Source organism: Sphingomonas sp. Leaf25 (genome assembly GCF_001421635.1).
Lineage (GTDB): Bacteria > Pseudomonadota > Alphaproteobacteria > Sphingomonadales > Sphingomonadaceae > Sphingomonas.
This window is the reverse complement of sequence record NZ_LMKU01000029.1, coordinates 1-21,016: the sequence shown is the minus strand read 5'-3', so window position 1 is coordinate 21,016 and position 21,016 is coordinate 1. Positions and strand designations below refer to the sequence as shown.

Genomic DNA, 21,016 nt, shown 5'->3' with positions numbered 1-21,016 from the left:
TCGTATTCACCTTCAATTTCCTCCAGTATCTACTAAGCAGCTACTTCGTTCATTGCCTCGCTTCGGCATGAGTCGGCGCCCCTGGGTTCGAAGCATGCTGAACTGAAGATCGGCCAACGCCCTCGCAGGCCATATTCTTCGGCCTCGCCTTTGCAGACCGGCATTGTTGGTGACTGCTTCTGAACCAGAGCGGCCAACGCGGGATCCCCCTAGCGCCGCCGGATCAGTTCAACGTGCTGGAGGCGTGTCCCTTCAGCAGCTCCCGCGGCACACGCGCTGCCATCCGCTTCATCACAATTTTGGCACGCTTGGCGCCGCCGATCAGATCGTCAGCTGGCACCGAGCCAACTTTTCGGAGGTGGGCCCATCATACAAAAAGGAGAAGTCCTGTCCCGCAGGCACGAGGAAGCCTGTCGGTGCCGAGGACGCCGACCAAAACGCACAGTTGTCCCACCTTCGAACCTCATCGCCATCGTGTTCAAAGATCGTGATGTTCTTTGACCCACCACGTGCATCGCCTTTTTCAAATTCGAGGCAGACGATGCTCATTTTACTAGTATGAGTGACATGGAGACGTCGATATTGGCGGCATTCCACAACCACCCCGTCGATCCTGGACGCTAGAGCGTGAGCAAGAGTTTTGGTCTGACGATCTGGGCTCTCGGCGCCCACCACGTTCTTCCGATCAGCGCGAGCGAAGCGGACGACCTTGTGTCGGCGATGTCCGATCTCAAGCACCTGGTGGCCTTCGAGCAGAAATTCGATCTCCTTCTCGAGAATCTGTTGGAGCTGGAACGCGAGCTGCTGGACCGGGCGCTGGTAACGAACCTGAGAGGGTTCCAGTCCGCGCACGACATGCTGGACGACCAGCTCGCCTTTGCGAGGAGGCTGCTCAACCTCATGTCAGCGGCAAGGACCTATGTCGATCACGTGAAGCATCACATGAGCGCGATGCATCCCGGCGACGCCGTAGTGAAGGCAGCCGTGGATGCGCTCTTCGCTGATCGCTACGATGCATCCCTCGACTATCGGGTCATGGAGGCGATGCGCAATTATTCCCAGCATCGGGGAATGCCGGTCCACGGGTTCTCATACGAGCCGCATTGGATCGACGAAGGGGGCGACCGTCGACTGGAAGCAAACTACCGCATCAAGCTCGATCTTGCGCTGTTGCGGGAGGACAAGAAGTTCAAGGCGTCGGTTCTGAAGGAGCTCGACGAAGCCGGCGTCGAGCCGGACCTCAAGTCGATCGTACGCGGCTACGTCGCCCAGCTTGGCGAAGTTCACCTGTCGCTTCGCGATCTGATCGATCACAGGATGAAGGCAGCGCGAAACCGGTTGTCGGAATGGCGCGAGCGGTATTCGCAGGCATCGGGAGCGGCATCGATGCTAGGCCTCGCGGTAGTTGACGGCACCGATCCCGTCCGCCCGAAGCACCTAACGGGCCTGGCGGACACTCCGCTGGGATACCTCGACCGCCTGCGCCGGCGAAACGGCAGCATTCAGAACATTTCCGTGCGGACCGTCAGTTCCAAGGTTTTGCCACCAAAGCGTCGGAAGGCGCCGTCGCCATGATGCTAGGTTATGCTTCCTTTCGGGAGGAAGCCGGTGGAATGATCACAACAGCTTTCTGGTGAAGCTATATTGACCTGCTACGGCGCGACTCGCCTGTGAACATTGGCACAGGATGCCGCATCTCCTCGACCGATCGGTCGCAAGTCATTTGGACCGACGGAGATTGGGATGAGATGCAGGTTGGTTCGCTGCTAGTGCGGGAATGATTGAGAAAAGCCTCATCTGCGATAGGGCGCGAAACCGGGGTGTGAGCGCGACTCCGCCTTCACCCGCAGGTCGTGGGACCTGCGGGTGTGGCGCTACGCGGATTACGGTCAGACGTGTCCGCGTTCGTCACCGAGATCGCCGTTGGCGTCGCTCAGTTCTTCGTCGAGTTCGGTGATGCTGCACTCGATCTCGCTGAGCCGATACCCTGCCAGGGGCTCATCGCGATCCAACAACGACTTCTGCTCATCAAGGGCGTCCTCGATTAGCGATTCGACTGCACGAGCGTCTTCGAGACAAGCGTCTTCGCACGCCAGGAGCCATCGTTGCGACGGCCTGTCGCGCATTAGTTCCTCATCGGTGCCGCCGCGAAGGCGGAACAGCCGATGCGCGAGTCGGTCCTCTAGGTCTTGGCGGAATACCTGTTGCCGGTCGAACCGGTCCTTCAGATTGTAGAGACGCTGTTCGTAGGGATCGATCTGCATGCTGCACTTTCTGCTTCTCCGAATAGCGGCTGGGAGCGAGCAGGAGCGGATGGACTCGCGCGACTCCCCATCCGCGATTCGCGGTTGGTGAAGTCGACGACGTCCTTTTTCACCCGTGATCTCACGGGATGGTTCGGCCATGATACCGTCGAAGCTCGCAACGCGAGCTGGAGGGATCATATATCACCGTCGTCGCTCTGCAACGCCTAATCCCAGTGGCGCGTCGACCTTCGGAGTGCTTCAAAACTTGTGCCAAGAGCGGTGTAGCCTTATCGGATCTGCTGATGGTCGGGCCGCCGGGGGCGGGCAAGTCGCTGCTCGCTTCCTGCCTGCCCGGCATCCTGCCGCCGCTCGACGCCGCCGAGGCGCTGGAGGTGTCGATGGTCGCCTCGGTCGCCGGCACGCTGACCGGCGGGCGGATGACGCGCGCCCGCCCGTTCCGCTCGCCGCATCACTCCGCATCGATGGCGGCGCTGACCGGCGGCGGGCTGAAGGTGAAGCCCGGCGAGATCAGCATGGCGCATCTCGGCGTCCTGTTCCTCGACGAGCTGCCCGAATTTCAGCGCGCCGTGCTCGATTCGCTGCGCCAGCCGCTGGAGACCGGCGAGGTCAGCGTCGCGCGCGCCAACGCCCATGTCACCTTTCCGGCGCGGGTGCAGTTGATCGCGGCGATGAATCCGTGCCGCTGCGGCCATCTGGGCGACGCCGCGCTCGCCTGCGCCCGCGCGCCGCGCTGCGCCGCCGACTATCAGGCGAAGGTGTCGGGGCCTTTGCTCGACCGGATCGATCTGGTGATCGAGATGACGGCGGTCAGCGCCGCCGACCTCGTCCTGCCGCCCCCGGCGGAAGGCTCGGCGCAGGTCGCCGCCCGCGTCGCCCGCGCCCGAACGGTCCAGCGTACCCGCTATGGTGCCGACGGCCCGCGCACCAATGCCGAGGCCGACGGCGCGGTACTCGCGCAGGCGGCAGCACTCGACGACGGTGCCCGCGCCCTGCTGGCGCAGGCGGCGGCGGCGATGCGGCTGTCGGCGCGTGGCTACACCCGCGTCCTGCGCGTCGCGCGCACCATCGCCGATCTGGCGGGGGTGGAAACGATCGGCCGCGCCCATGTCGCCGAGGCGCTCGGCTATCGCCGGCGCGCGCCGGTCAACTGAACGATCCGCTCAAGGAGTCCCGACGATGTACTGGATGCTGCTGCCGCTCAAACGCTACGCCGATTTCCGTGGTCGGTCGCGTCGCAAGGAACTCTGGATGTTCGTCCTCGGCTATGTGCTGATCTTCGCCGTTCTCGGCACGATCCTCGGCACCCTCGGGGCCTTTTCGCTGCTGCAGGAAGATGCCCCCTCGCAGGACGTGAACGGTCCGATGCTGGGCGTTTTCGGCATCCTCGGGCTGATCGGCCTCGGGCTGTTCATCCCCTCGCTCGCGGTGCAGGTCCGCCGGCTGCACGACCGCGACATGAGCGGCTGGTGGCTGTTGCTGTTCTATGTCCTGAGCCTCGTGCCGCTCGTCGGCTTTTTCGTATGGGTTGCGCAGATCGTGCTGATGATCCTGCCCGGCACGCCCGGCCCCAACCGCTTCGGCGCCGATCCCAAGGACCCCTATGGCCGGCTCGACGATACCGATGTCTTCGCCTAGTTGCAGCGGCGCGCGGCCTTTGCTAACGGAGCCCCGCGTGCCCCTGTGGTGAAATTGGTAGACGCGTCCGACTCAAAATCGGATTCCGCAAGGAGTGCTGGTTCGAGCCCGGCCAGGGGCACCAATTCCCAACCCATACCGGTCGTTACGCTGCGCGATTAACGCAGCTTTAGGACCCCCGGGGCGATACCGCGTAGCGATGACCGATCCCGCGAACGATGTCCCTGAACGCGAACGCCGCAGCAGCGTCATCCTGCGCGCGCTCGTCGAAACCAGCGACGCGGCGATCGAATGCCGCGTCCGCAACCTCTCCGCCTCGGGCGCCTGTATCGACAACGAGGCCGAACTGGCGACGGGTGCCCGCGTGCTGGTGTCGATGGGCACGCTCCACCATCTGCGCGGCGAAGTGGTGTGGGCGACCGATCGGCTGGCCGGGCTGCGGTTCGACAAGGCGAACATCGACATTGATTCGGCCCGCAAACCCCGCGGCACGGTGGCCAAGACCTCACCGGCAGGGGCCGGCTGGCTGGCCCAGCTCGACGACCCGCACCGGCGGCGCCCGCGCTGACCACCAGTTGAATATCCGCATCCCATCCTTTTCGGCAAAATCATATAAAGGCTTTGTTATATCCTTATGTGATGCCGGATTTGACCTTCCGTGGTCAGATAAATAGGGTCTGTCAAAACAGCGGGGAGATGGCGGGATGACGGACGATCATACAGGCGGACTGACCCGCCGGGCCATGCTGGAAGCCTCGCTCGCCGCGTCGGCGGCACTGGCGCTGCCCGATGTCGTCTCGGCCAGCGTACCGCCGCTACGTCCCGACCGGCTGTGGTACACCGCCCCCGCCGTGAAGTGGACCGAGGCGCTGCCGGTCGGCAACGGCCGGCTGGGCGCGATGGTGTTCGGCGGGACGGCGCGCGAACGGCTGCAACTGAACGAGGACACCTTTTATGCCGGCGGTCCGCACAACCCGCTGAATCCCAAGGCAAAAGCATCCCTGCCCGAAGTCCGCCGCCTGATCGCCGCCGGACGCTATGCCGAAGCGCAGGCATTGGCGCAGAGCGACCTGATGGGCGTGCCGATCAAGCAGATGCCGTATCAGACGATCGGCGACCTGCTGCTGACCATACCCGGTCTCGGCGCGGTGCGCGACTATCAGCGCGCGCTCGACCTCGACACCGCGCGCTGCACCACCCGGTTCATCGCCGGTGACGTGGCCTATTGGCGCGACGTGGTGGCATCGCCCGACGATCAGGTGATCGCCGTTCGCGTGAGTGCCGCCCGCAAGGGAGCACTCGACCTCGACATCGCACTCACCACGCCGCAATCCGCCGAGATCACCGCGCAGAACAACGGGTTGCGCATGATTGGCAAAGGGCGGGCGGCCGAAGGAATCCCCGGCGCGCTGCGGTTCGCGACGCTGGTCCGCGTGCTGCCCTCGGGCGGGGCGATGCAGTCGGTCGGCGATGCCGTCCAGGTGCGCGGCGCCGACAGCGTCACGATCCTGATCGCGATGGCGACCAGCTACCGCCGCTTCGATGACATCACCGCCGACCCGGTGGCGATCGTCGAACGACAGATCGCAAAGGCGGCGGCCCGCCCGTTCGACCGCATCGCCGCCGATGCCGCGACCAGCCACCAGCGCCTCTACCGTCGCGTCTCGATCGACCTCGGCGACAACGCGGGCGCCGACGTGCCGACTGACCGGCGGATCGTCGCCGGCGTGACCGCCGACGATCCGGGGCTGGCGGCGCTGTACTTCAACTATGCGCGCTACCTGCTCATCACCTCGTCGCGCGCCGGCACCCAGCCGGGCAATCTGCAAGGCATCTGGAACGACAGCGTCGATCCGCCATGGGGCTGCAAATTCACGATCAATATCAATACCCAGATGAATTACTGGCCGGCCCAGCCGCTAGCGCTGGGCGAATGCGTGCAGCCGCTCGTCGCGATGCTCAAGGACCTCGCGATCACCGGTGCCACGACCGCGCGCGAGATGTATGGCGCGCGCGGATGGGTGGTGCATCACAATACCGATCTGTGGCGGTCGACCGCACCGGTCGACGGCGCGAAATGGGGCATGTGGCCGACCGGCGGGGCATGGCTGTGTACCCATTTGTGGGAGCATTACGACTATCACCGCGACACCGCGTTCCTGCGCGATGTCTATCCGGTAATGGCCGGGGCGTGCCGCTTTTTCCTCGACACGCTCGTCACCGATCCGGCGACGGGCAGCCTGATGACCAGCCCGTCGCTCTCGCCCGAGAACGAACATCGCCCCGGTATCGCGATCTGTGAAGGGCCGGCGATGGACCAGCAGATCCTGCGCGACCTGTTCGCCCAGACCATGCAAGCCGCCGGAATCCTGAAGATCGACGCCGGTTTCGTCCGCGAACTGACGGCGGCGCGCGCCCGCCTCGCCCCCGACCGGATCGGCGCGCAGGGCCAGTTGCAGGAATGGCAGGCCGATTGGGACGCGACTGCGCCCGAACAGAACCATCGCCATGTATCGCATCTCTATGCGCTGTTCCCGAGCGACCAGATCTCGCTCGACCGCACCCCGGCGCTGGCCGCTGCCGCGCGCAAGTCTTTGGAAGTGCGCGGCGACGAGGCGACCGGCTGGGCGACGGCGTGGCGCATCAACCTGTGGGCGCGGCTGCGCGACGGCGAGCATGCGCATCGCATCCTGCGCTTCCTGCTCGGGCCGGAGCGGACCTATCCCAACATGTTCGACGCCCATCCCCCATTCCAGATCGACGGCAATTTCGGCGGGGCGCGCGCGATCGGCGAGATGCTGATGCAGAGCGAGGGCGACACCATCCGCCTGTTGCCGGCGCTGCCCGGCGCGTGGAGCGGCGGCCGGATCGCAGGGCTGCGCGCGCGGGGCGGGTGCGGCGTCGATCTGCGCTGGCAGGGCGGGCGGCTGGTCGAGGCGACCTTGCGACCCGACCGCGCGGGTACGCGCACGCTGATCCTCGGCAACGTCCGCCGGCCGGTGACGCTGGTCGCTGGTCGGCCGCTGCGGCTGGTCGGGCCGGATTTGCGTCCGGCCTGATCCTTCACCGCCGCGCGAGGATCGCCCAGCCGACCAGCCCGGACAGCAGCGAGCCGCCGAGCACGCCGATCCTGACCGCGTCCATCACCGGCCCTTCGCCAAAGGCGAGGCCGCCGATGAACAGGCTCATGGTGAAGCCGATCCCGCACAGCGCGGCCATGCCCCACACCTGTCGCCAGCCCGCATGGTCGGGCATGGTCGTCAGGCCGAGGCGCACCATCGCCCAGACGGTGGCGAAGATGCCCGCCTGCTTGCCGAGGAACAGCCCGGCCATGATCCCGAGCGGCAGCGGCGCGATGAGATCGGCGGGGCCGGTCCCGGCGAACGACACGCCGGCGTTGGCGAAGCCGAACAGCGGCACGATGGCAAAGGCGACCCATGGCTGGATCGCATGTTCCAGCCGTTCGAGCGGCGGCGTCTCGCCAGCCCCGCGCAGCGGAATCGTCAGCGCCACCGCGACTCCGGCCAGCGTCGCATGGACGCCCGACAGCAGCACCGCGACCCACACCCCGGCCCCGACCAGCAGATAGGGGGCGAGCGAGCGGACGCCCATCCGGTTGAAACCAAGCAGGATCGCCAGCCCGACGATCGCCAGCGCGAGCGGCACGACCGCGATCGATTCGGTATAGAAGACGGCGATGACGACGATCGCCAGCAGGTCGTCGATCACCGCGATCGCGGTCAGCAGCACCTTGAGCGACAGCGGTACGCGCGGTCCGAGCAGCGCAACGATGCCGAGCGCGAAGGCGATGTCGGTCGCCGCCGGAATCGCCCAGCCGCGCAGCGCCGGGGTGCCGGCGTTGATCGCGCTGTAGAGGAGGGCCGGCACCGCCATGCCCGCCACCGCCGCCGCACCGGGCAGGATACGCTGGTCCCATGCCGACAATTGTCCGGCGATCAGCTCGCGCTTTACCTCCAGCCCGATCAGCAGGAAGAACAGCGTCATCAGCCCGTCGTCGATCCAGTGGCGGATGCTGAGCGGCCCGACATGCGCTTCCAGTCCCGCGAAATAGGCCGGGGCGGCCGGCGAATTGGCGACGAGCAGCGCCAGCACCGCCGCGCCGAGCAGCACCAGCCCCCCGGCGGCCTGTCCGGCGAAGAAGCGGCGGATCGCGCGGGTGGCACGGCGCGGCCGCGAGGATGGCGACGGGGAGGACATCAGGCTTACACTCGCGTTCGGGGCGGTCGCTGCCCCTTTGCCCGCTGCCGCCCGCTTCGCCTATAGCCGCCGGACCACCCGCCGTGCCGGAGGCCGATGATGACCTTGCCCGACCCCCATGTCCTGATCGTCGGCGGCGGTGCCTCGGGCACGTTGCTCGCCGTCAATCTGTTGCGGCAGGAGGGGCCACGGGTGACGCTGGTCGAGCGCCGGCCAGGGCAACTGGCGCGCGGCGTCGCCTATAGCGCGGCGGACGACAGCCATCTGCTCAACGTGCGCGCGGCGAACATGAGCGCCTTTCCCGACGATTGCGATCATTTCGTCCGCTGGCTGGGGCAGGCGGGGCTGGGCGACGGGCGCAGCTTCGTGCGCCGGACGGTCTATGGCGCGTATCTTCGCAGCCTGCTCACCGATGCGAAGGCGGTGGCGGGCGATCGGCTGACGCTGATTGCCGATGAGGTCGTCGCGCTGACGGAAGGCAACGGCGGCGTGACCGCGCGTTTCGCCGACGGGCGTGAAGAAGGCTTCGACCGCGCGGTGCTGGCGCTCGGCAACCTGCCGCCGCATCCGCCGGCGGGGATCGATCTCGCCGCGCTGCCGGCCGGGGTCTATCGCGACGATCCATGGGCGGGCGACATCGCCGACGGCCTGTCGGCCGATGATGCGGTGCTGTTGCTGGGATCGGGGCTGACCGCCGTCGACGCCGCGCTGCTGCTCGAAAGGCGCGGGTTCGCGGGGCGCATCACCGCCATGTCGCGCCGGGGCCTGCGCCCGCGCCCGCACGACGATTCCCAGCCGCCGGTGGCACCGCGTAGCGAAAAGCCGGCGCGCAGCGTCTCCGCGCTGGTCCGCGAGGTGCGACAGGCGGCGGCAGGCGACGGCTGGCGCGGCGCGGTCGATGCGCTGCGGCCGGTGACGCAATTGCTATGGTCGGGGGCGGACGGGGCCGAACGGCGACGGTTCCTGCGCCACCTGCGGCCGTTCTGGGACGTGCATCGCCATCGGCTGGCCCCGGCGGTCGGTGCGCGGATCGACGCGATGGTCGCCGCCGGCCGGTTGCGGTTCGCGGCGGGCAAGCTGGTCGAGGTGACGGGCGCGGGCGATGCCGCGCTGGTCCGCCATCGCCCGCGCGGGCGCGATACGGTTGAGACGGCGCGCTATGCCCGGATCGTCAACTGCACCGGGCCGCAGGGCGATCTGTCGCGCAGCCGCGAGCCGTTGCTCGAACAACTGACCGGCGCGGGGCTGATCCGGCCCGATGCCTGCCACCTCGGCATCGATGTCGATGCCGCCACCCGGACGATCGGCGCGGACGGCAGCGCCACCCCGACCCTGCACGCGATCGGCCCGATGACGCGCGGCATGTGGTGGGAAGTCGTCGCGATCCCCGACATTCGCGTCCAGTGCTGGACGCTCGCCCGAAGCCTCGCGAACACCCACTGGGTCGGCGGCGAGGGGCTGTAGCAGGGGTTGTCATTATTTATCCCATCGATATGGTGGGAATATGAAACGGACGACTGGGATCGAATGGCCGACGCTCGCACTGGCGGTGGCGATCTATGGCGGATGGATGGCGGTGACGGCGGCGCATGCGCTGCTGCCGGTGCCGCTGCTGATGCTGGCGGGCGGCTGGTTCCTCGGCTGGCACGGATCGTTGCAGCACGAGACGATCCACGGCCATCCGACCCGCTATCGCCCAGTCAATGACCTGATCGGCGGCGTGCCGCTGTCGCTGTGGCTGCCCTATGGCGTGTACCGTCGGACGCATGTCGCGCATCACCGTTCGGCCGAGCCGACGCATCCCCGGCTTGACCCGGAGTCGCGCTATGTCGCGACGGGGGCGGGGTGGACCGCGTGGGTCGCGCGGGTTCGGTCGACGCTGGTCGGGCAGATGATCGTCGGACCGGTCGCCAGCATCGTGCTGTTCCTCGCCGACGAAGCCGCGCGGGCTTGGCGGCAGCCGGCGGCGTTCGCGCGCGAATGGGGGCCGCATCTGATCGGCGTCGCGCTGGTGCTGGCGTGGCTGCGCGTGGTCGACTTGCCGATCCTGACCTATCTGTCCTGTTTCGTGCTGCCGGGGCAGGCGGCGTCTTTGCTGCGCGGCTATGCCGAACACCGTGCTGATGCGCCGGGGCCGTCGCGCGCGGCGACGGTGGTGTCGCGCGGGCCGCTGGCCCTGCTGTTCCTCAACAACAATCTTCATGCCGCGCATCATGCCGATCCGGGCGCACCGTGGTATCGCCTGCCCGCCGTGGAGGCGCGGCGTCACGGACGGGGCGAGCCGCGCTATCGCGGCTATCGCGACGTGATCCGCCGGTTCGCGTTCCATGCCCATGACGCGGTGCGCCATCCCCGTGGATGAGATCGCATGGCTCGGCATGTACGACCATGGCGGACAGCAGGCGGCGAACGATCGCTTGTGGGCGACGATCCGCGATCACCTGCGCGATGTCGGCGTGCGGCGGGTGGTGCCGGCGACATTGACGCGCGGGGTGGTGACGGCGGCGGTGTGGGGCCATCCCCGGCTGTTGCTCGGCATGATCTGCACCCGGCCATGGGCGCTGGAGCATAGTGGACTGCGCCTGCTCGGCCATCCGGCCTATGCCGGGACCGAGGTCGCGGGGGAACACCGCAGCCTGATCGTGGTGCGGCAGGGCGATCCCGCGACCGGGCTGGCCGATCTGCGCGGGCGGCGGGTGGCGATCAACGATGCGGGGTCGAATACCGGCGTGGCGCTGCTGCGCGATGCGGTCGCGCCGCTGGCGTCGGGCGGGCGGTTCTTCGGCGATATCGTGACGACCGGGGCGCATCGCGAGAGCGCGCGGGCGGTCGCGAACGAAGAGGCGGATGTCGCATCGATCGATGAAGTGACGTTCGCCGCGCTCGCCCGGTTCGAACCCGAACTGACCGGACGATTGCGCGTGCTTGCCCGCAGCGCGCCGGCCGCGACCCCGGCGTTCGTCACCGCCGCCGCGACGCCGATCGAGGTCGTCGCCCGGCTGCGGATCGCGCTCGAACGGGCGGTGGCCGACGCGCCGGAGGAACTGGGCATCACCGGTCTGGTCGCGAGCCGGCCCGGTCTGCGCGAGCATATTCTGGCACAGGACGCCGCCGCGCGGGCGGCGGGCTACCCGGTCCTCGCCTGAAGCGTCAGCGCGGTGCCACGACCGCTTCGGGTTGCAGTACCAGACTGCGCGGCGGTACGTCGCTCAGCAGCCACACGTTGCCGCCGATCACTGTGCCGTCGCCGATCCGCACCCTCCCCAGAATCGTCGCCCCGGCATAGATCAGCACGTCGTCGCCGATGATCGGATGGCGCGCCTCGCGTTCGCCATGCGGGCCGCGTTCGGGTTCGTGGCCGTTGGCGCGCCGTCCGCGCCCGCCCAGCGTCACATGCTGATAGAGGCGGACGCGCGCGCCGATCACCGCCGTCTCGCCGATCACCACGCCGGTGCCATGGTCGATGAAGAAGCTGGGGCCGATCGTCGCGCCCGGATGGATGTCGATTCCCGTGCGTTCGTTGGCGAGTTCGGACACGATCCGCGCGACGATCGGCGCGCCCAGCGAATCGAGTTCATGCGCGATCCGGTGGTGCAGGATCGCGGTGGCGCCGGGATAGCAGATCAGGATTTCATCGACGCTGCGCGCCGCCGGATCGCCGCGAAAGATCGCCGCGACATCGGTATCGAGCAGCGAGCGGATGCGCGACAGCGTGCCGGCGAACAGCCGGACGATCTGGCGCGGCCGGTCCGCCCCGGCGACCAGCCCCTGCACGTCGTGCCAATAGGCCAGTTCCTGTGCGATCTCGTCTTCGATCAGGTGCAGCGCCTCGCCGATCCGGTCGGCGACGAAGGCGTCCTCGTCCGCCGCATCGCCGCGAAACCGGCCGATCCGCGCCGGGAACAGCGCGTCGGCGAGCAGCGATACCGCGCGCGCCAGTGGACCCCGCGAGGGAAAGCGTGCCGGGGCGGGGCGGCTCGGCTGGGCATGCCGCCATGCCGCCCGCGCGGCGGACAGCGCGCGCACTGCCTGTTGCACCGCTTGGGTATGATCGGCATCGGCGGTCATCGGGCATCCCCTTCGTCCGATACAAAGCGGCCGGGCGACGGATCGCCCGGCCTTGAGGCTACGCTTGGTCGCTTAGGGAGCCTCACCAGAGCGTTGACGGTGGCGGGCGGCCGTGGGCGGCCGCCGCCGAAATCAGAGGCCGGCGCCGTTCTCGATCGCATTGCCGATCGGGTCGGCAGCGTTCAGCCCGGCGCCTTCGAGCGGCTCGCCGGCGTTGCCATAAGCGGTGTCGTTCAGCAGCGCGGCGTCATTGCCGAAGGCCGCATCCTTCGCCGGCAGCTCGTCGATGGTCGTCAGGTTGGTTTCGGCGACCGAATTGTCGACGCCGTTTGATCCCGAACACCCGGCGACGCCCGCCGCCAGAACCAGTCCGAATGCTGCAACGATGGTCTTCAACCTGCTTCTCCCGAAATTCGCCGGTCGCGGTCGCCCCCGGCGTCGCGAGCCGCCTTTGCTGGCGGTAGGGCTATCCTAGCCGGCTGGCGGACGATGGCACTATTCCCATTCGTTTAGTGGGATAATGTTTATCTTTAGGCGACGTGACAAGAATGCTGGCTTGGCCGACACTCGCCGACGATGATGGCTGGACGGGGATCGATATGCGCAAGGCCGCGGTACTATTCGGGTTATTGGTGGCTGCCCCGGCAATGGCGCAAACGGACCGGGTAGAGGAACGTAGCGCCTCCGCGCTGGCGGACGACATGGCCGCCGGCCGCACCACCGCCGAGGCGCTGACCCGCGCCTATCTGACGCGGATCGAGGCGATGAACCGCAAGGGGCCGAGCCTGCGCGCGGTGATCGCGATCAACCCGCAGGCAGTCGCCGAGGCGCGCGCCCGCGATGCCGAGCGGCGCGCCGGGCAGGTCCGTGGACCGCTCCACGGTATACCGGTGCTCATCAAGGACAATATCGAGACGCGCGAGAATGCGACGACGGCCGGCAGCCTCGCGCTCGCCGACAATCGCACCGGGCGCGATGCGCCGGTCGTCGCGCGGCTGCGCGCGGCGGGCGCGGTGATCCTCGGCAAGACCAACCTGTCGGAATGGGCCAACATCCGCTCGAACGCCTCGATGAGCGGGTGGAGCGCGGTCGGCGGTCTTGTGCGCAATCCCTATGCGCTCGATCGGACGTCGTGCGGGTCGTCGTCGGGCACCGGCGCGGCGATCGCCGCCAGTTTCGCGGCGATCGGGGTGGGCACCGAAACCGACGGGTCGGTCGTCTGTCCCTCGGCGATGAACGGGCTGGTCGGGCTGAAACCGACGATCGGCCTCGTCAGCCGGACGCATGTCGTGCCGATCAGCCATAGCCAGGATACGCCAGGGCCGATGGGACGCAGCGTGCGCGACGTGGCGCTGCTGATGACCGCGATGGCTGGCAGCGACCCCGCCGACCCGGCGACGCAGAGTGCCGACACCCGGCGGCGCGACTATGCCGCCGGCCTGTCGGCGGGCGCGCTGCGCGGCATGCGGATCGCGGTGTTGCGCCCGGCGATGCCCAAGGCGCTGGCCGACGCCTATGACCGTGCGCTCGGTTGCCTGCGCGGCGCGGGCGCGGTGCTGGTGGAGGCGACGCTGCCCGACCTGCCGGGACTGGGCGAGCAGGAGCTGACGGTGCTCAAGGCCGAGTTGAAGGCCGACCTCGACGCCTATCTGGCGACGACCCCGGCGAGTGTGCGGACCCGGACGCTGGCCGACGTGATCGCCTTCAACGAACGCGAAGCGCCACGCGAGCATCGCTATTTCGGGCAGGAGCTGTTCGTCGCGGCGCAGGCGATGCCGGGGCTGGACGATCCCGCCTATCGCAAAGCGCGCAGCGATGGGCAGGCGCGGGCGGCGGGCGCGATCGACGGCGTGCTGACGGCGGCGAGCGCGCAGGCGATCGTGTCGCCGACCTATGGGCTGCCATGGCTGTCGGACCCGGTGAACGGCGACCAGTTCTCCGGCCCGTCGGCCAGCCAGTTGCCGGCGATGTCGGGCTATCCGCATCTGACGGTGCCGATGGGGCTGGCGCTTGGCCTGCCGGTCGGGCTGTCGTTCATCGGAACGGCGAACAGCGATGCGCTGCTGATCGGCGCGGGCTATGCCTATGAACAGGCCGCCGCCGCGCGGGTCGCGCCGACCTATGCCGAGCATGTGCCCGACAATCCGGGGACGGCGCGCGACTGATCGCGGTTGACGCGGGGGACGCACCGGCCGAAGGGCAGGGGGTTCGAGGTTCTTCGGCCGGCGTCGCCGGGCGGAGCTAAGACGGGAAGCCGGTGCGATGCCGGCGCTGCCCCCGCAACTGTAAGCGGCGAGTGGACGACCCCCTGCGTGTCACTGGTGCCTCGCGTGCTGGGAAGGCCGGGTCGCTCCGCACCGACCCGCGAGCCAGGAGACCTGCCTTGGGCGCCATACCACTCACCGGCGGGGTGCCCGGTCGGGTCGCGTCATCGCCCGCCGTCGGTGTGTCCGGCGGTATCGCATCGCGTCCGGTCCGCGTCTCCGCTCCAGTATCGAGAACGCCCGTGACCGACACCCCATCCTTCGACCTGCAACCGCCGGCCAGCCCCGTCCGGCTGGTCGACATCGTCTTTCCCGGCGATACCAACCATCACGGCACGCTGTTCGGCGGGGTGGCGCTGGCGCATATGGATAAGGTCGCGTTCCTCGCCGCCTCGCGCCATGGCCGCGCGTCGTTCGTCACCGCATCGTCGCAGAAGATCGATTTCGCGCAGCCCGCCCGCCACGGCGACATCGTGGAAGTGACCGGGCGGGTCGTGCGGGTCGGCACCAGTTCGCTCGACGTCGAGGTCGAGCTGGTCGCCGAGGCGCCGGTGTCGGGTGAGCGGCGGCTGTGTACGCGCGGGCGCTTCACGCTGGTCGCGGTGAAGGGTGGCGGGGTTCGCCTGCCGTTGCCGCCGGTGCCGGCGTATGACGAGGAACCGGCCGACGTGCTGCGCATGGTCGACATCGTATTCCCCACGCAGACCAGCCATTACGGCACGCTGTATGGCGGCGATGCGCTGAAAATGATGGGCAAGGCGGCGTTCATTGCCTCGACCCGCCATGCGCGCGGGGTGATGGTGATGGCGGCATCGGACCGGATCGATTTCACCTCGCCGATCCGCGAGGGCGAAATGGTCGAGCTGAGCGCGCAGGTGCGGATGGCGGGGCGCAGTTCAGTACGGATCGGCGTCGACCTCGCCGCCGAGGACCTGCTGACCGGGGCAAGGCGGCACGCCGCCACCGCACTGTTCACGATGGTCAGCGTCGACGGGGATGGCCGGGCGACGCCGTTTCCGGGGCGTTGACGGGCCGGGCGGCAACTATCCTTGTCCGCGATCGCCGCCTATGGATGGCGGCGAAGCGCGCCGGGGGCGGGATCGCTTGGGGCTCGGGGGATTCGACCGTGACATTGCCTGTTGCCGGCCGGCTGCATCATTTCGATACGCTGCGCGCGCTCATCATGAGCATCGGCGTTCCGCTCCACGCGGGACTGGTCGCGCCCTGCGCGCCGGCGCGGATCGTCGCCATCCTGTCGGGCGCGTTCCGCATGAGCTTGTTCGTGTTCATCGCCGGCTTCTTCATGGCGTTGCTGCTGGGCAAGCGGCCGACCGGGGTGGTGCTGCGCGAGCGGGCGATCCGCTTCGGCGTACCCGCCGTCATGATCCTCCTGACGGTGAGCTGGATCGAACGCTATTATTTCATCAACCTGTTCGGGGCGCCGCGCACGCTGTCAGACATCGTGTTCGCAGCCCCGGCATGGAACACCGCCGGCTTCGACTGGGGACCGGTTCCTCCGTTCGTGGCGTGGCACAGCCATTTGTGGTTCCTGATCGTCGTGCTGTTCTACTGCCTGACCTCGGCGGCGTTCCTGCGGCTGGCCGACAGCGCGGTGATGCGAAACCTGATCGCCCGCGCCTTCCCCGATCCCGAAGGCTGGCGCGCGAACCTGATCCTTTCGGGCGTCATGACGCTGCTGTTCGTGGCGGGCAGGATCGCCCATCTGCTGCTTACCGAGCCGGTGCTGACCGGCGGACCGTTCAACTTCATCGTGCAGGAAACATGGGTGTTCAGCGGCTGGTTCCTGCTCGGCATACTCGCCTGCCGGAAACCGGCGATCTACCGGACAATGCACAGCTTCCACCCGATTCCCGCCACGCTCGCGGTGCTGCTGCTCGCGCTGGCGGTGTATCTGGACCAGACCATCCGCTTGCGCTTCGGCGTCGTGGGCGGTGAAAGCGTAGAATTTCTGGTGAAGGGCTTTGCCGGGTTCCAGATCTGCACCGCGCTGCTGTGGGCGTTCGCGCGCTGGGGCAACCGCCCGTCGAGGACGATCGGCTTCCTGTCGGATGCGTCCTACACCGTCTATCTCTTCCACGTCGCGGTCATTGCGGCACTGGGGTTTTATATCGCCAGACTGCCTGTCGCCAACGTGGCGAAGTGGCTGGCGGTGATCGTCATCGCCTATGCGACGTGCCTCTTGCTCCACTGGGCGGTCATCGGCCGTTCGCGATTGCTGGGTTTCCTGTTCAACGGGAAGGCGATGGCCTGAACGCCGCCAGCGTTTCGCGCACGCGCGCCAGCGCGGCGGCTTCGGGTGCGGCCTCGCCCATCAATTCCCATGCGCCGCTGATCGCGAAGGCACAGTGGCCGTGAACGGTGGCGATCAGCGAGCGGGCAAGGGCTGCCACCGTATCGTCGATCGGCCGGCCGAGTGCTCCGGCGACCTCCTGCACGACGATCTTGGTGAGCAGGCCGCGCCCGGTCTCATCCGCTTCGGTCAGGTTCATGTCGGGCGGCAGGCGGTGGTCGTAGATCGCCGTCCACAAATGGGTGTGGTCGCGCGCGAAGCCGAAATAGCCGTCGACCAGCGCCGCGATCCGGTCGCCATCGCCAGCCGCCAGCCGTTCCTCCAGATACGCCGCCCACAGCCCGAAGCTGCGGGTATTGATCGCCGCGATCAGCCGGTCGGCGGTGCCGTGGACATTGTGGATCGTGCCGATCGAATAGCCGATCCGCCGCGCCACCTCGCGTGCCGAAAAGCCGCTCAACCCCACTTCGGCGACAAGGCCAGCCCCGGCGTCGAGGATCAGGGTTTCGAGTTCGCTGCGGCTATGATCGGATCGGCGGCCCATGTCCCCTCCCTAAAACTAAAATTGAGCGCCGTCCAATTATTATATTGAGCGATGCTCATTTATCATTATGATCGCGACTCGTAATCGGGTCGGCCCGGCCGGTCCCGTTAAGCTTTTGCCGCTATCGCTCACGTTCGAGGGAGCTTTCGATCATGTCCGCACCTGATCTGTCGCTGCTGGGCAAGCGCCGCTTCGCACCGTTGTTTGCCGTCCAGTTCCTTGGCGCGTTCAACGACAATCTGTTGAAGTTCGCGCTGCTGTTCCTGGCCAATTTCACGCTGTACCGCGCCGCGCCCGACAAGGCGGAGCTGCTGGCGACGGTGGCGACCGGGCTGTTCATCCTGCCCTATTTTCTGCTGTCGGCGCTGGCCGGGCAGTTGGCCGACAAATGGGACAAGGCGCGGCTGATCCGCTGGATCAAGGCGGCGGAGATCGGGATCATGACGCTGGCGCTGGCCGGCTTCTGGTTTCAGTCGGTGCCGGTGCTGCTGACCTGCCTGTTCCTGATGGGGGTGCATTCGACGCTGTTCGGACCGGTCAAATATTCGATCCTGCCGCAACAGCTCGGCAGCCACGAACTGATGGGCGGCACTGGGCTGATCGAGGCGGGGACGTTCCTCGCCATCCTCGGCGGGCAATTGCTCGGCGGCATCCTTCCGGCATGGGAGGCGGGCCTGGTGGCGGTCGGCATCGCCGTGCTTGGCTTCCTCGTCAGCCTTGCCGTTCCGTCCGCGCCGTCGCAGGCGCCGGGGGTGCGGATCGACCGCAACCTGTGGCGTGGCACCTGGGACATCCTGTCGGTCGCGCGGGCCGGGCGCGGGTTGTGGCTGGCGATCCTCGGCATTAGCTGGTTCTTCGCGATCGGCGCGATCCTGCTGTCCGAATTCGCACCGCTGGTCAGCGGCACGCTGCACGCCGGGGCAGGGGTGGTGACACTGTTCCTGCTGGTGTTCTCGGTGTCGGTCGCGACTGGTTCGCTGGTCGTCAACAAGCTGCTCGGCGGCGAAGTGTCGGCGCGCTACGTTCCGGCGGCGGCGCTGGGCATGGCGGTGTTCCTGATCGACCTGTGGATCGCGACGCGCGGCTTCGCGCCGGGCGTGGCGGGCGCGGACGTGCCGGCGTTTCTCACCACACCGGGCAGTTGGCATATCCTTGTCGCGCTGGCGGGCATCGCACAGTCGGGTGGGGTGTTCATCGTGCCGCTCTATGCCATCCTGCAGGTCCACAGCGAACCCGCCGAACGCTCGCGGGTGATCGCGGCGAACAACATCGTCAACGCGATCGTCACCGTCGCGATGGTCGGGGTCGTCACCGGCCTGCTCGCCTCGGGCACGTCGGTGCCGGGAGTCATCGGTGCGATGGGGTTCGCGACGCTGGCGGTGGCGTTGATCTCGTGCTGGCTGCTGCCCGAAACGGTGTTCAAGGCGTTGATCCGGGCGCTGCTGGTGCTGCTCTACCGCGTCGACGTGCATGGGCAGGAGAACATGCCGCGCCCCGGCGAGCGGGCGGTGGTGGTCGTCAACCACGTCTCGTTCCTCGACGGATTGCTGCTCGCCGCGTTCCTGCCGGGCAAACCGACCTTCGCGGTCGCCACCCGCATCGCCAGGGCATGGTGGGTCCGGCCGTTCCTTGGCCTGTTCGATGCCTTTCCGGTCGATCCGACCAACCCGATGGCGGCCAAGGCGATGGTGAAGGCAGTGCGCGAGGGGCGGACCTTGGTGATCTTTCCCGAAGGCCGCATCACCGTGACCGGCGCGTTGATGAAGGTGTTCGACGGCCCCGGCATGGTCGCCGACAAGAGCGACGCGCCGATCGTGCCGGTGCGGATCGCCGGCGCGCAATATACCCCGTTCTCGCGGCTGAAGGGCAAGGTGCGGCTCAGGACCTTCCCCAAGATCGACCTGACGATCCTGCCACCGCGCCGGTTCGAGGTAACGGGCGACACTGCCCGCCAGCGTCGTGCGGCGGCGGGGGCGAAGCTCTACGACGTGATGAGCGACATGATCTTCGCCACGTCCGACACCGATCGCACGCTCTATCAGGCGCTGGTCGACGCGAGCGACATCCACGGCAGCCGTACCCCGATCGTCGAGGATGTGAAGCGCGAGTCCGTTAGCTACGGCCGGTTGCTGACCGGCAGCATCGCGCTGGGCCGGGCGTTCGCGCCGATCACCGTGCCGGGCGAGGCGGTCGGACTGTTGCTGCCCAACGTCAACGCGGTGGTGGCGAGCTTCTTCGCGCTACAGGGGATCGGCCGGGTGCCGGCGATGCTCAATTATACCGCCGGCCTCGCCAGTCTGCGCGCGGCCTGCACCGCGGCGGAGGTGCGCACGATCGTCACCGCGCGGGCCTTCGTCACTCAGGCCAAGCTGTCCGAAATGCTTGCCGGACTCGAGGCGGAGGGACTGCGGATTCTCTATCTTGAGGATGTCGGTGCTAGCATCGGCCGGCTTGCCAAACTGCGCGCGCTGATCGCCGCGCGCTGGGCGGGACAGCGTCATCGCCGCTACCGGGTATCGCCCGACGCGCCGGCGGTGATCCTGTTCACCAGCGGATCGGAAGGGCTGCCCAAGGGCGTGGTGCTGACCCATCGCAACCTGCTCGCCAACTGTCTCCAGCTCTCGGCGCGGATCGATTTCAACTCGAGCGACGTGGTGCTGAACGCGCTGCCGGTATTCCACAGCTTCGGGCTGACCGGGGGCACGCTGCTGCCGATCCTGTCGGGGGTTCGGACGCTGCTCTATCCCAGTCCGCTGCACTACCGGATCGTGCCGGCGCTTGCCTATGACGCCAATGCGACGATCCTGTTCGGCACCGATACCTTCCTGTCGGGCTATGCGCGGATGGCGCACGGCTATGATTTCTATTCGCTGCGCTACATCTTTGCCGGGGCCGAGCGGGTGCGCCCCGAAACTCGCGCGACCTATGCCGAAAAATTCGGTCTGCGCATCCTCGAAGGCTATGGCGCGACCGAGGCGGCGCCGGTGATCGCGGTCAACACGCCGATGCACTTCAAGGCGGGCAGCGTCGGCCGGCTGCTCCCCGGCATGGAAGCGAGGATCGATCCGGTTCCGGGGATCGCAGCGGGCGGTCGGCTGTTCGTCCGGGGACCGAACATCATGGCCGGCTATCTGAAGGCGGATGCGCCGGGACTGCTGCAACCGCCCGAGAACGGCTGGCACGACAGCGGCGATATTGTCACGATCGACGCGGCGGGGTTCGTCACGATCAACGGTCGCGCCAAAAGATTCGCCAAGATCGGCGGCGAGATGATCTCGCTCCCGGCGGTCGAGGGCTATGCCGCGAAACTATGGCCGGGCGCGGAGCACGCGGTCGTCACCCGGCCCGATCCGCGCAAGGGCGAGCAACTGGTGCTGTTCACCACCCGCACCGACGCGACCGTCGCGGCGCTGCAGGAATGGGCGAGGGCGAATGGCGTGGCCGAATTGGCGATCCCGCGCGACCTGCGGATCGTCGAGGCGCTGCCGGTCCTTGGCACCGGCAAGCTGGACTATGTCACGATGGGCGAATGGGGGGCGGGACGGCCCTGATTCGGATCGGAATCGCCTGATTCGTCGTGGCAGGGCGTCGCCAAGCGCCCTGATCCAATGCCTGGTTCCCTCGCAAACCCTTATCCAAGTCCCTGAACTGCAACGGAGTGGCCATAAAAGTGAAAAGAGTTGTTGACGGTTTGGCGGGGTGGGCTTAG

At 67.7% G+C, this 21,016-nt stretch carries 16 protein-coding genes, 1 tRNA gene, 1 pseudogene and 1 riboswitch; of the genes and pseudogenes, 13 read left to right on the top strand and 5 right to left on the bottom strand.

Annotated features, from left to right (window positions below; all coding sequences use genetic code 11):
- Window positions 1–627 precede the first annotated feature (627 nt).
- Window positions 628–1,575, top strand: coding sequence for a hypothetical protein (locus tag ASE78_RS11765; RefSeq protein ID WP_056497374.1), 948 nt, complete (start codon window positions 628–630; stop codon window positions 1,573–1,575).
- 314 nt (window positions 1,576–1,889) lie between these two features.
- Here ASE78_RS11765 and ASE78_RS11760 read toward each other — a convergent pair whose 3' ends face one another.
- The gene (locus ASE78_RS11760; RefSeq protein WP_056497371.1) at window positions 1,890–2,264 is read right to left on the bottom strand and encodes a hypothetical protein; all 375 of its coding nucleotides are present in this window, start codon (window positions 2,262–2,264) and stop codon (window positions 1,890–1,892) included.
- Between the two features lie 275 nt (window positions 2,265–2,539).
- On the opposite strand from ASE78_RS11760, the pseudogene ASE78_RS11755 reads away from it, so the two are divergent.
- The 5 genes and pseudogenes from ASE78_RS11755 to ASE78_RS11735 form a co-directional block, all read left to right on the top strand.
- Window positions 2,540–3,418: pseudogene (locus ASE78_RS11755) on the top strand (ATP-binding protein); the annotation flags it as partial.
- A 25-nt stretch (window positions 3,419–3,443) separates the two neighbouring features.
- The gene (locus ASE78_RS11750; RefSeq protein ID WP_056497368.1) at window positions 3,444–3,902 is read left to right on the top strand and encodes a DUF805 domain-containing protein; all 459 of its coding nucleotides are present in this window, start codon (window positions 3,444–3,446) and stop codon (window positions 3,900–3,902) included.
- A 39-nt stretch (window positions 3,903–3,941) separates the two neighbouring features.
- Window positions 3,942–4,026 (top strand) — tRNA-Leu (locus tag ASE78_RS11745).
- Between the two features lie 75 nt (window positions 4,027–4,101).
- Window positions 4,102–4,470, top strand: a complete 369-nt coding sequence (locus ASE78_RS11740; RefSeq protein WP_056497367.1) for a PilZ domain-containing protein — start codon at window positions 4,102–4,104, stop codon at window positions 4,468–4,470.
- Window positions 4,471–4,606: 136 nt separating this feature from the next.
- Window positions 4,607–6,961, top strand: coding sequence for a glycosyl hydrolase family 95 catalytic domain-containing protein (locus tag ASE78_RS11735; RefSeq protein ID WP_056497364.1), 2,355 nt, complete (start codon window positions 4,607–4,609; stop codon window positions 6,959–6,961).
- 4 nt (window positions 6,962–6,965) lie between these two features.
- Here the strand turns inward: ASE78_RS11735 and nhaA are convergent, their stop codons facing one another.
- Window positions 6,966–8,120 carry a Na+/H+ antiporter NhaA gene (gene nhaA, locus ASE78_RS11730; RefSeq protein WP_056497360.1) on the bottom strand — a complete coding sequence of 385 codons (1,155 nt, stop codon included), beginning with the start codon at window positions 8,118–8,120 and terminating at the stop codon, window positions 6,966–6,968.
- 96 nt (window positions 8,121–8,216) lie between these two features.
- On the opposite strand from nhaA, the gene ASE78_RS11725 reads away from it, so the two are divergent.
- The 3 genes from ASE78_RS11725 to ASE78_RS11715 are packed head-to-tail and all read left to right on the top strand — an operon-like array spanning window position 8,217 to window position 11,266.
- Window positions 8,217–9,584 (top strand): FAD/NAD(P)-binding protein, encoded by a 1,368-nt coding sequence (locus tag ASE78_RS11725; RefSeq protein WP_056497357.1) that lies wholly within the window; start codon window positions 8,217–8,219, stop codon window positions 9,582–9,584.
- A gap of 40 nt (window positions 9,585–9,624) precedes the next feature.
- A complete protein-coding gene (locus ASE78_RS11720; RefSeq protein ID WP_056497354.1) occupies window positions 9,625–10,482 on the top strand; it encodes a fatty acid desaturase in 858 nt (285 codons plus the stop codon).
- On the top strand, window positions 10,475–11,266 hold the full coding sequence (locus ASE78_RS11715; protein ID WP_162236499.1) for a phosphate/phosphite/phosphonate ABC transporter substrate-binding protein: 792 nt from the start codon (window positions 10,475–10,477) through the stop codon (window positions 11,264–11,266). The genes ASE78_RS11720 and ASE78_RS11715 overlap by 8 nt, the downstream gene beginning before the upstream one ends.
- A 4-nt stretch (window positions 11,267–11,270) precedes the next feature.
- Here ASE78_RS11715 and epsC read toward each other — a convergent pair whose 3' ends face one another.
- The gene (epsC, locus tag ASE78_RS11710; protein WP_056497346.1) at window positions 11,271–12,188 is read right to left on the bottom strand and encodes a serine O-acetyltransferase EpsC; all 918 of its coding nucleotides are present in this window, start codon (window positions 12,186–12,188) and stop codon (window positions 11,271–11,273) included.
- Between the two features lie 132 nt (window positions 12,189–12,320).
- Window positions 12,321–12,584 carry a hypothetical protein gene (locus tag ASE78_RS11705; RefSeq protein ID WP_056497344.1) on the bottom strand — a complete coding sequence of 88 codons (264 nt, stop codon included), beginning with the start codon at window positions 12,582–12,584 and terminating at the stop codon, window positions 12,321–12,323.
- Between the two features lie 251 nt (window positions 12,585–12,835).
- On the opposite strand from ASE78_RS11705, the gene ASE78_RS11700 reads away from it, so the two are divergent.
- The 3 genes from ASE78_RS11700 (at window position 12,836) to ASE78_RS11690 (ending at window position 16,724) form a co-directional block, all read left to right on the top strand.
- Window positions 12,836–14,353 (top strand): amidase, encoded by a 1,518-nt coding sequence (locus ASE78_RS11700; RefSeq protein WP_235515040.1) that lies wholly within the window; start codon window positions 12,836–12,838, stop codon window positions 14,351–14,353.
- A 29-nt stretch (window positions 14,354–14,382) separates the two neighbouring features.
- Window positions 14,383–14,589: riboswitch (cobalamin riboswitch) on the top strand.
- A gap of 105 nt (window positions 14,590–14,694) precedes the next feature.
- Window positions 14,695–15,480 carry an acyl-CoA thioesterase gene (locus tag ASE78_RS11695; RefSeq protein ID WP_235515039.1) on the top strand — a complete coding sequence of 262 codons (786 nt, stop codon included), beginning with the start codon at window positions 14,695–14,697 and terminating at the stop codon, window positions 15,478–15,480.
- A 98-nt stretch (window positions 15,481–15,578) separates the two neighbouring features.
- Window positions 15,579–16,724, top strand: coding sequence for an acyltransferase family protein (locus tag ASE78_RS11690; RefSeq protein WP_162236498.1), 1,146 nt, complete (start codon window positions 15,579–15,581; stop codon window positions 16,722–16,724).
- On the opposite strand, the gene ASE78_RS11685 is transcribed toward ASE78_RS11690, so the two are convergent.
- Entirely contained in the window at window positions 16,702–17,307 is a 606-nt protein-coding gene (locus ASE78_RS11685) for a TetR/AcrR family transcriptional regulator (protein ID WP_056497335.1), read from the bottom strand. The genes ASE78_RS11690 and ASE78_RS11685 overlap by 23 nt on opposite strands.
- Window positions 17,308–17,459: 152 nt before the next feature.
- Here ASE78_RS11685 and ASE78_RS11680 point away from each other — a divergent pair, with 152 nt between their 5' ends.
- Complete coding sequence (locus tag ASE78_RS11680; RefSeq protein ID WP_056497332.1) at window positions 17,460–20,858, top strand: acyl-[ACP]--phospholipid O-acyltransferase; 3,399 nt, start codon at window positions 17,460–17,462, stop codon at window positions 20,856–20,858.
- Window positions 20,859–21,016 lie beyond the last annotated feature (158 nt).

What these genes read in the sequence shown, in the direction of transcription:
- ASE78_RS11760 (WP_056497371.1), bottom strand. Translation starts at nt 2,264, where the DNA reads ATGCAGATCGATCCCTACGAACAGCGTCTCTACAATCTGAAGGACCGG.
- ASE78_RS11750 (WP_056497368.1), top strand. Translation starts at nt 3,444, where the DNA reads ATGTACTGGATGCTGCTGCCGCTCAAACGCTACGCCGATTTCCGTGGT.
- ASE78_RS11740 (WP_056497367.1), top strand. Translation starts at nt 4,102, where the DNA reads ATGACCGATCCCGCGAACGATGTCCCTGAACGCGAACGCCGCAGCAGC.
- ASE78_RS11735 (WP_056497364.1), top strand. Translation starts at nt 4,607, where the DNA reads ATGACGGACGATCATACAGGCGGACTGACCCGCCGGGCCATGCTGGAA.
- nhaA (WP_056497360.1), bottom strand. Translation starts at nt 8,120, where the DNA reads ATGTCCTCCCCGTCGCCATCCTCGCGGCCGCGCCGTGCCACCCGCGCG.
- ASE78_RS11725 (WP_056497357.1), top strand. Translation starts at nt 8,217, where the DNA reads ATGATGACCTTGCCCGACCCCCATGTCCTGATCGTCGGCGGCGGTGCC.
- ASE78_RS11720 (WP_056497354.1), top strand. Translation starts at nt 9,625, where the DNA reads ATGAAACGGACGACTGGGATCGAATGGCCGACGCTCGCACTGGCGGTG.
- epsC (WP_056497346.1), bottom strand. Translation starts at nt 12,188, where the DNA reads ATGACCGCCGATGCCGATCATACCCAAGCGGTGCAACAGGCAGTGCGC.
- ASE78_RS11700 (WP_235515040.1), top strand. Translation starts at nt 12,836, where the DNA reads ATGGCGCAAACGGACCGGGTAGAGGAACGTAGCGCCTCCGCGCTGGCG.
- ASE78_RS11685 (WP_056497335.1), bottom strand. Translation starts at nt 17,307, where the DNA reads ATGGGCCGCCGATCCGATCATAGCCGCAGCGAACTCGAAACCCTGATC.
- ASE78_RS11680 (WP_056497332.1), top strand. Translation starts at nt 17,460, where the DNA reads ATGTCCGCACCTGATCTGTCGCTGCTGGGCAAGCGCCGCTTCGCACCG.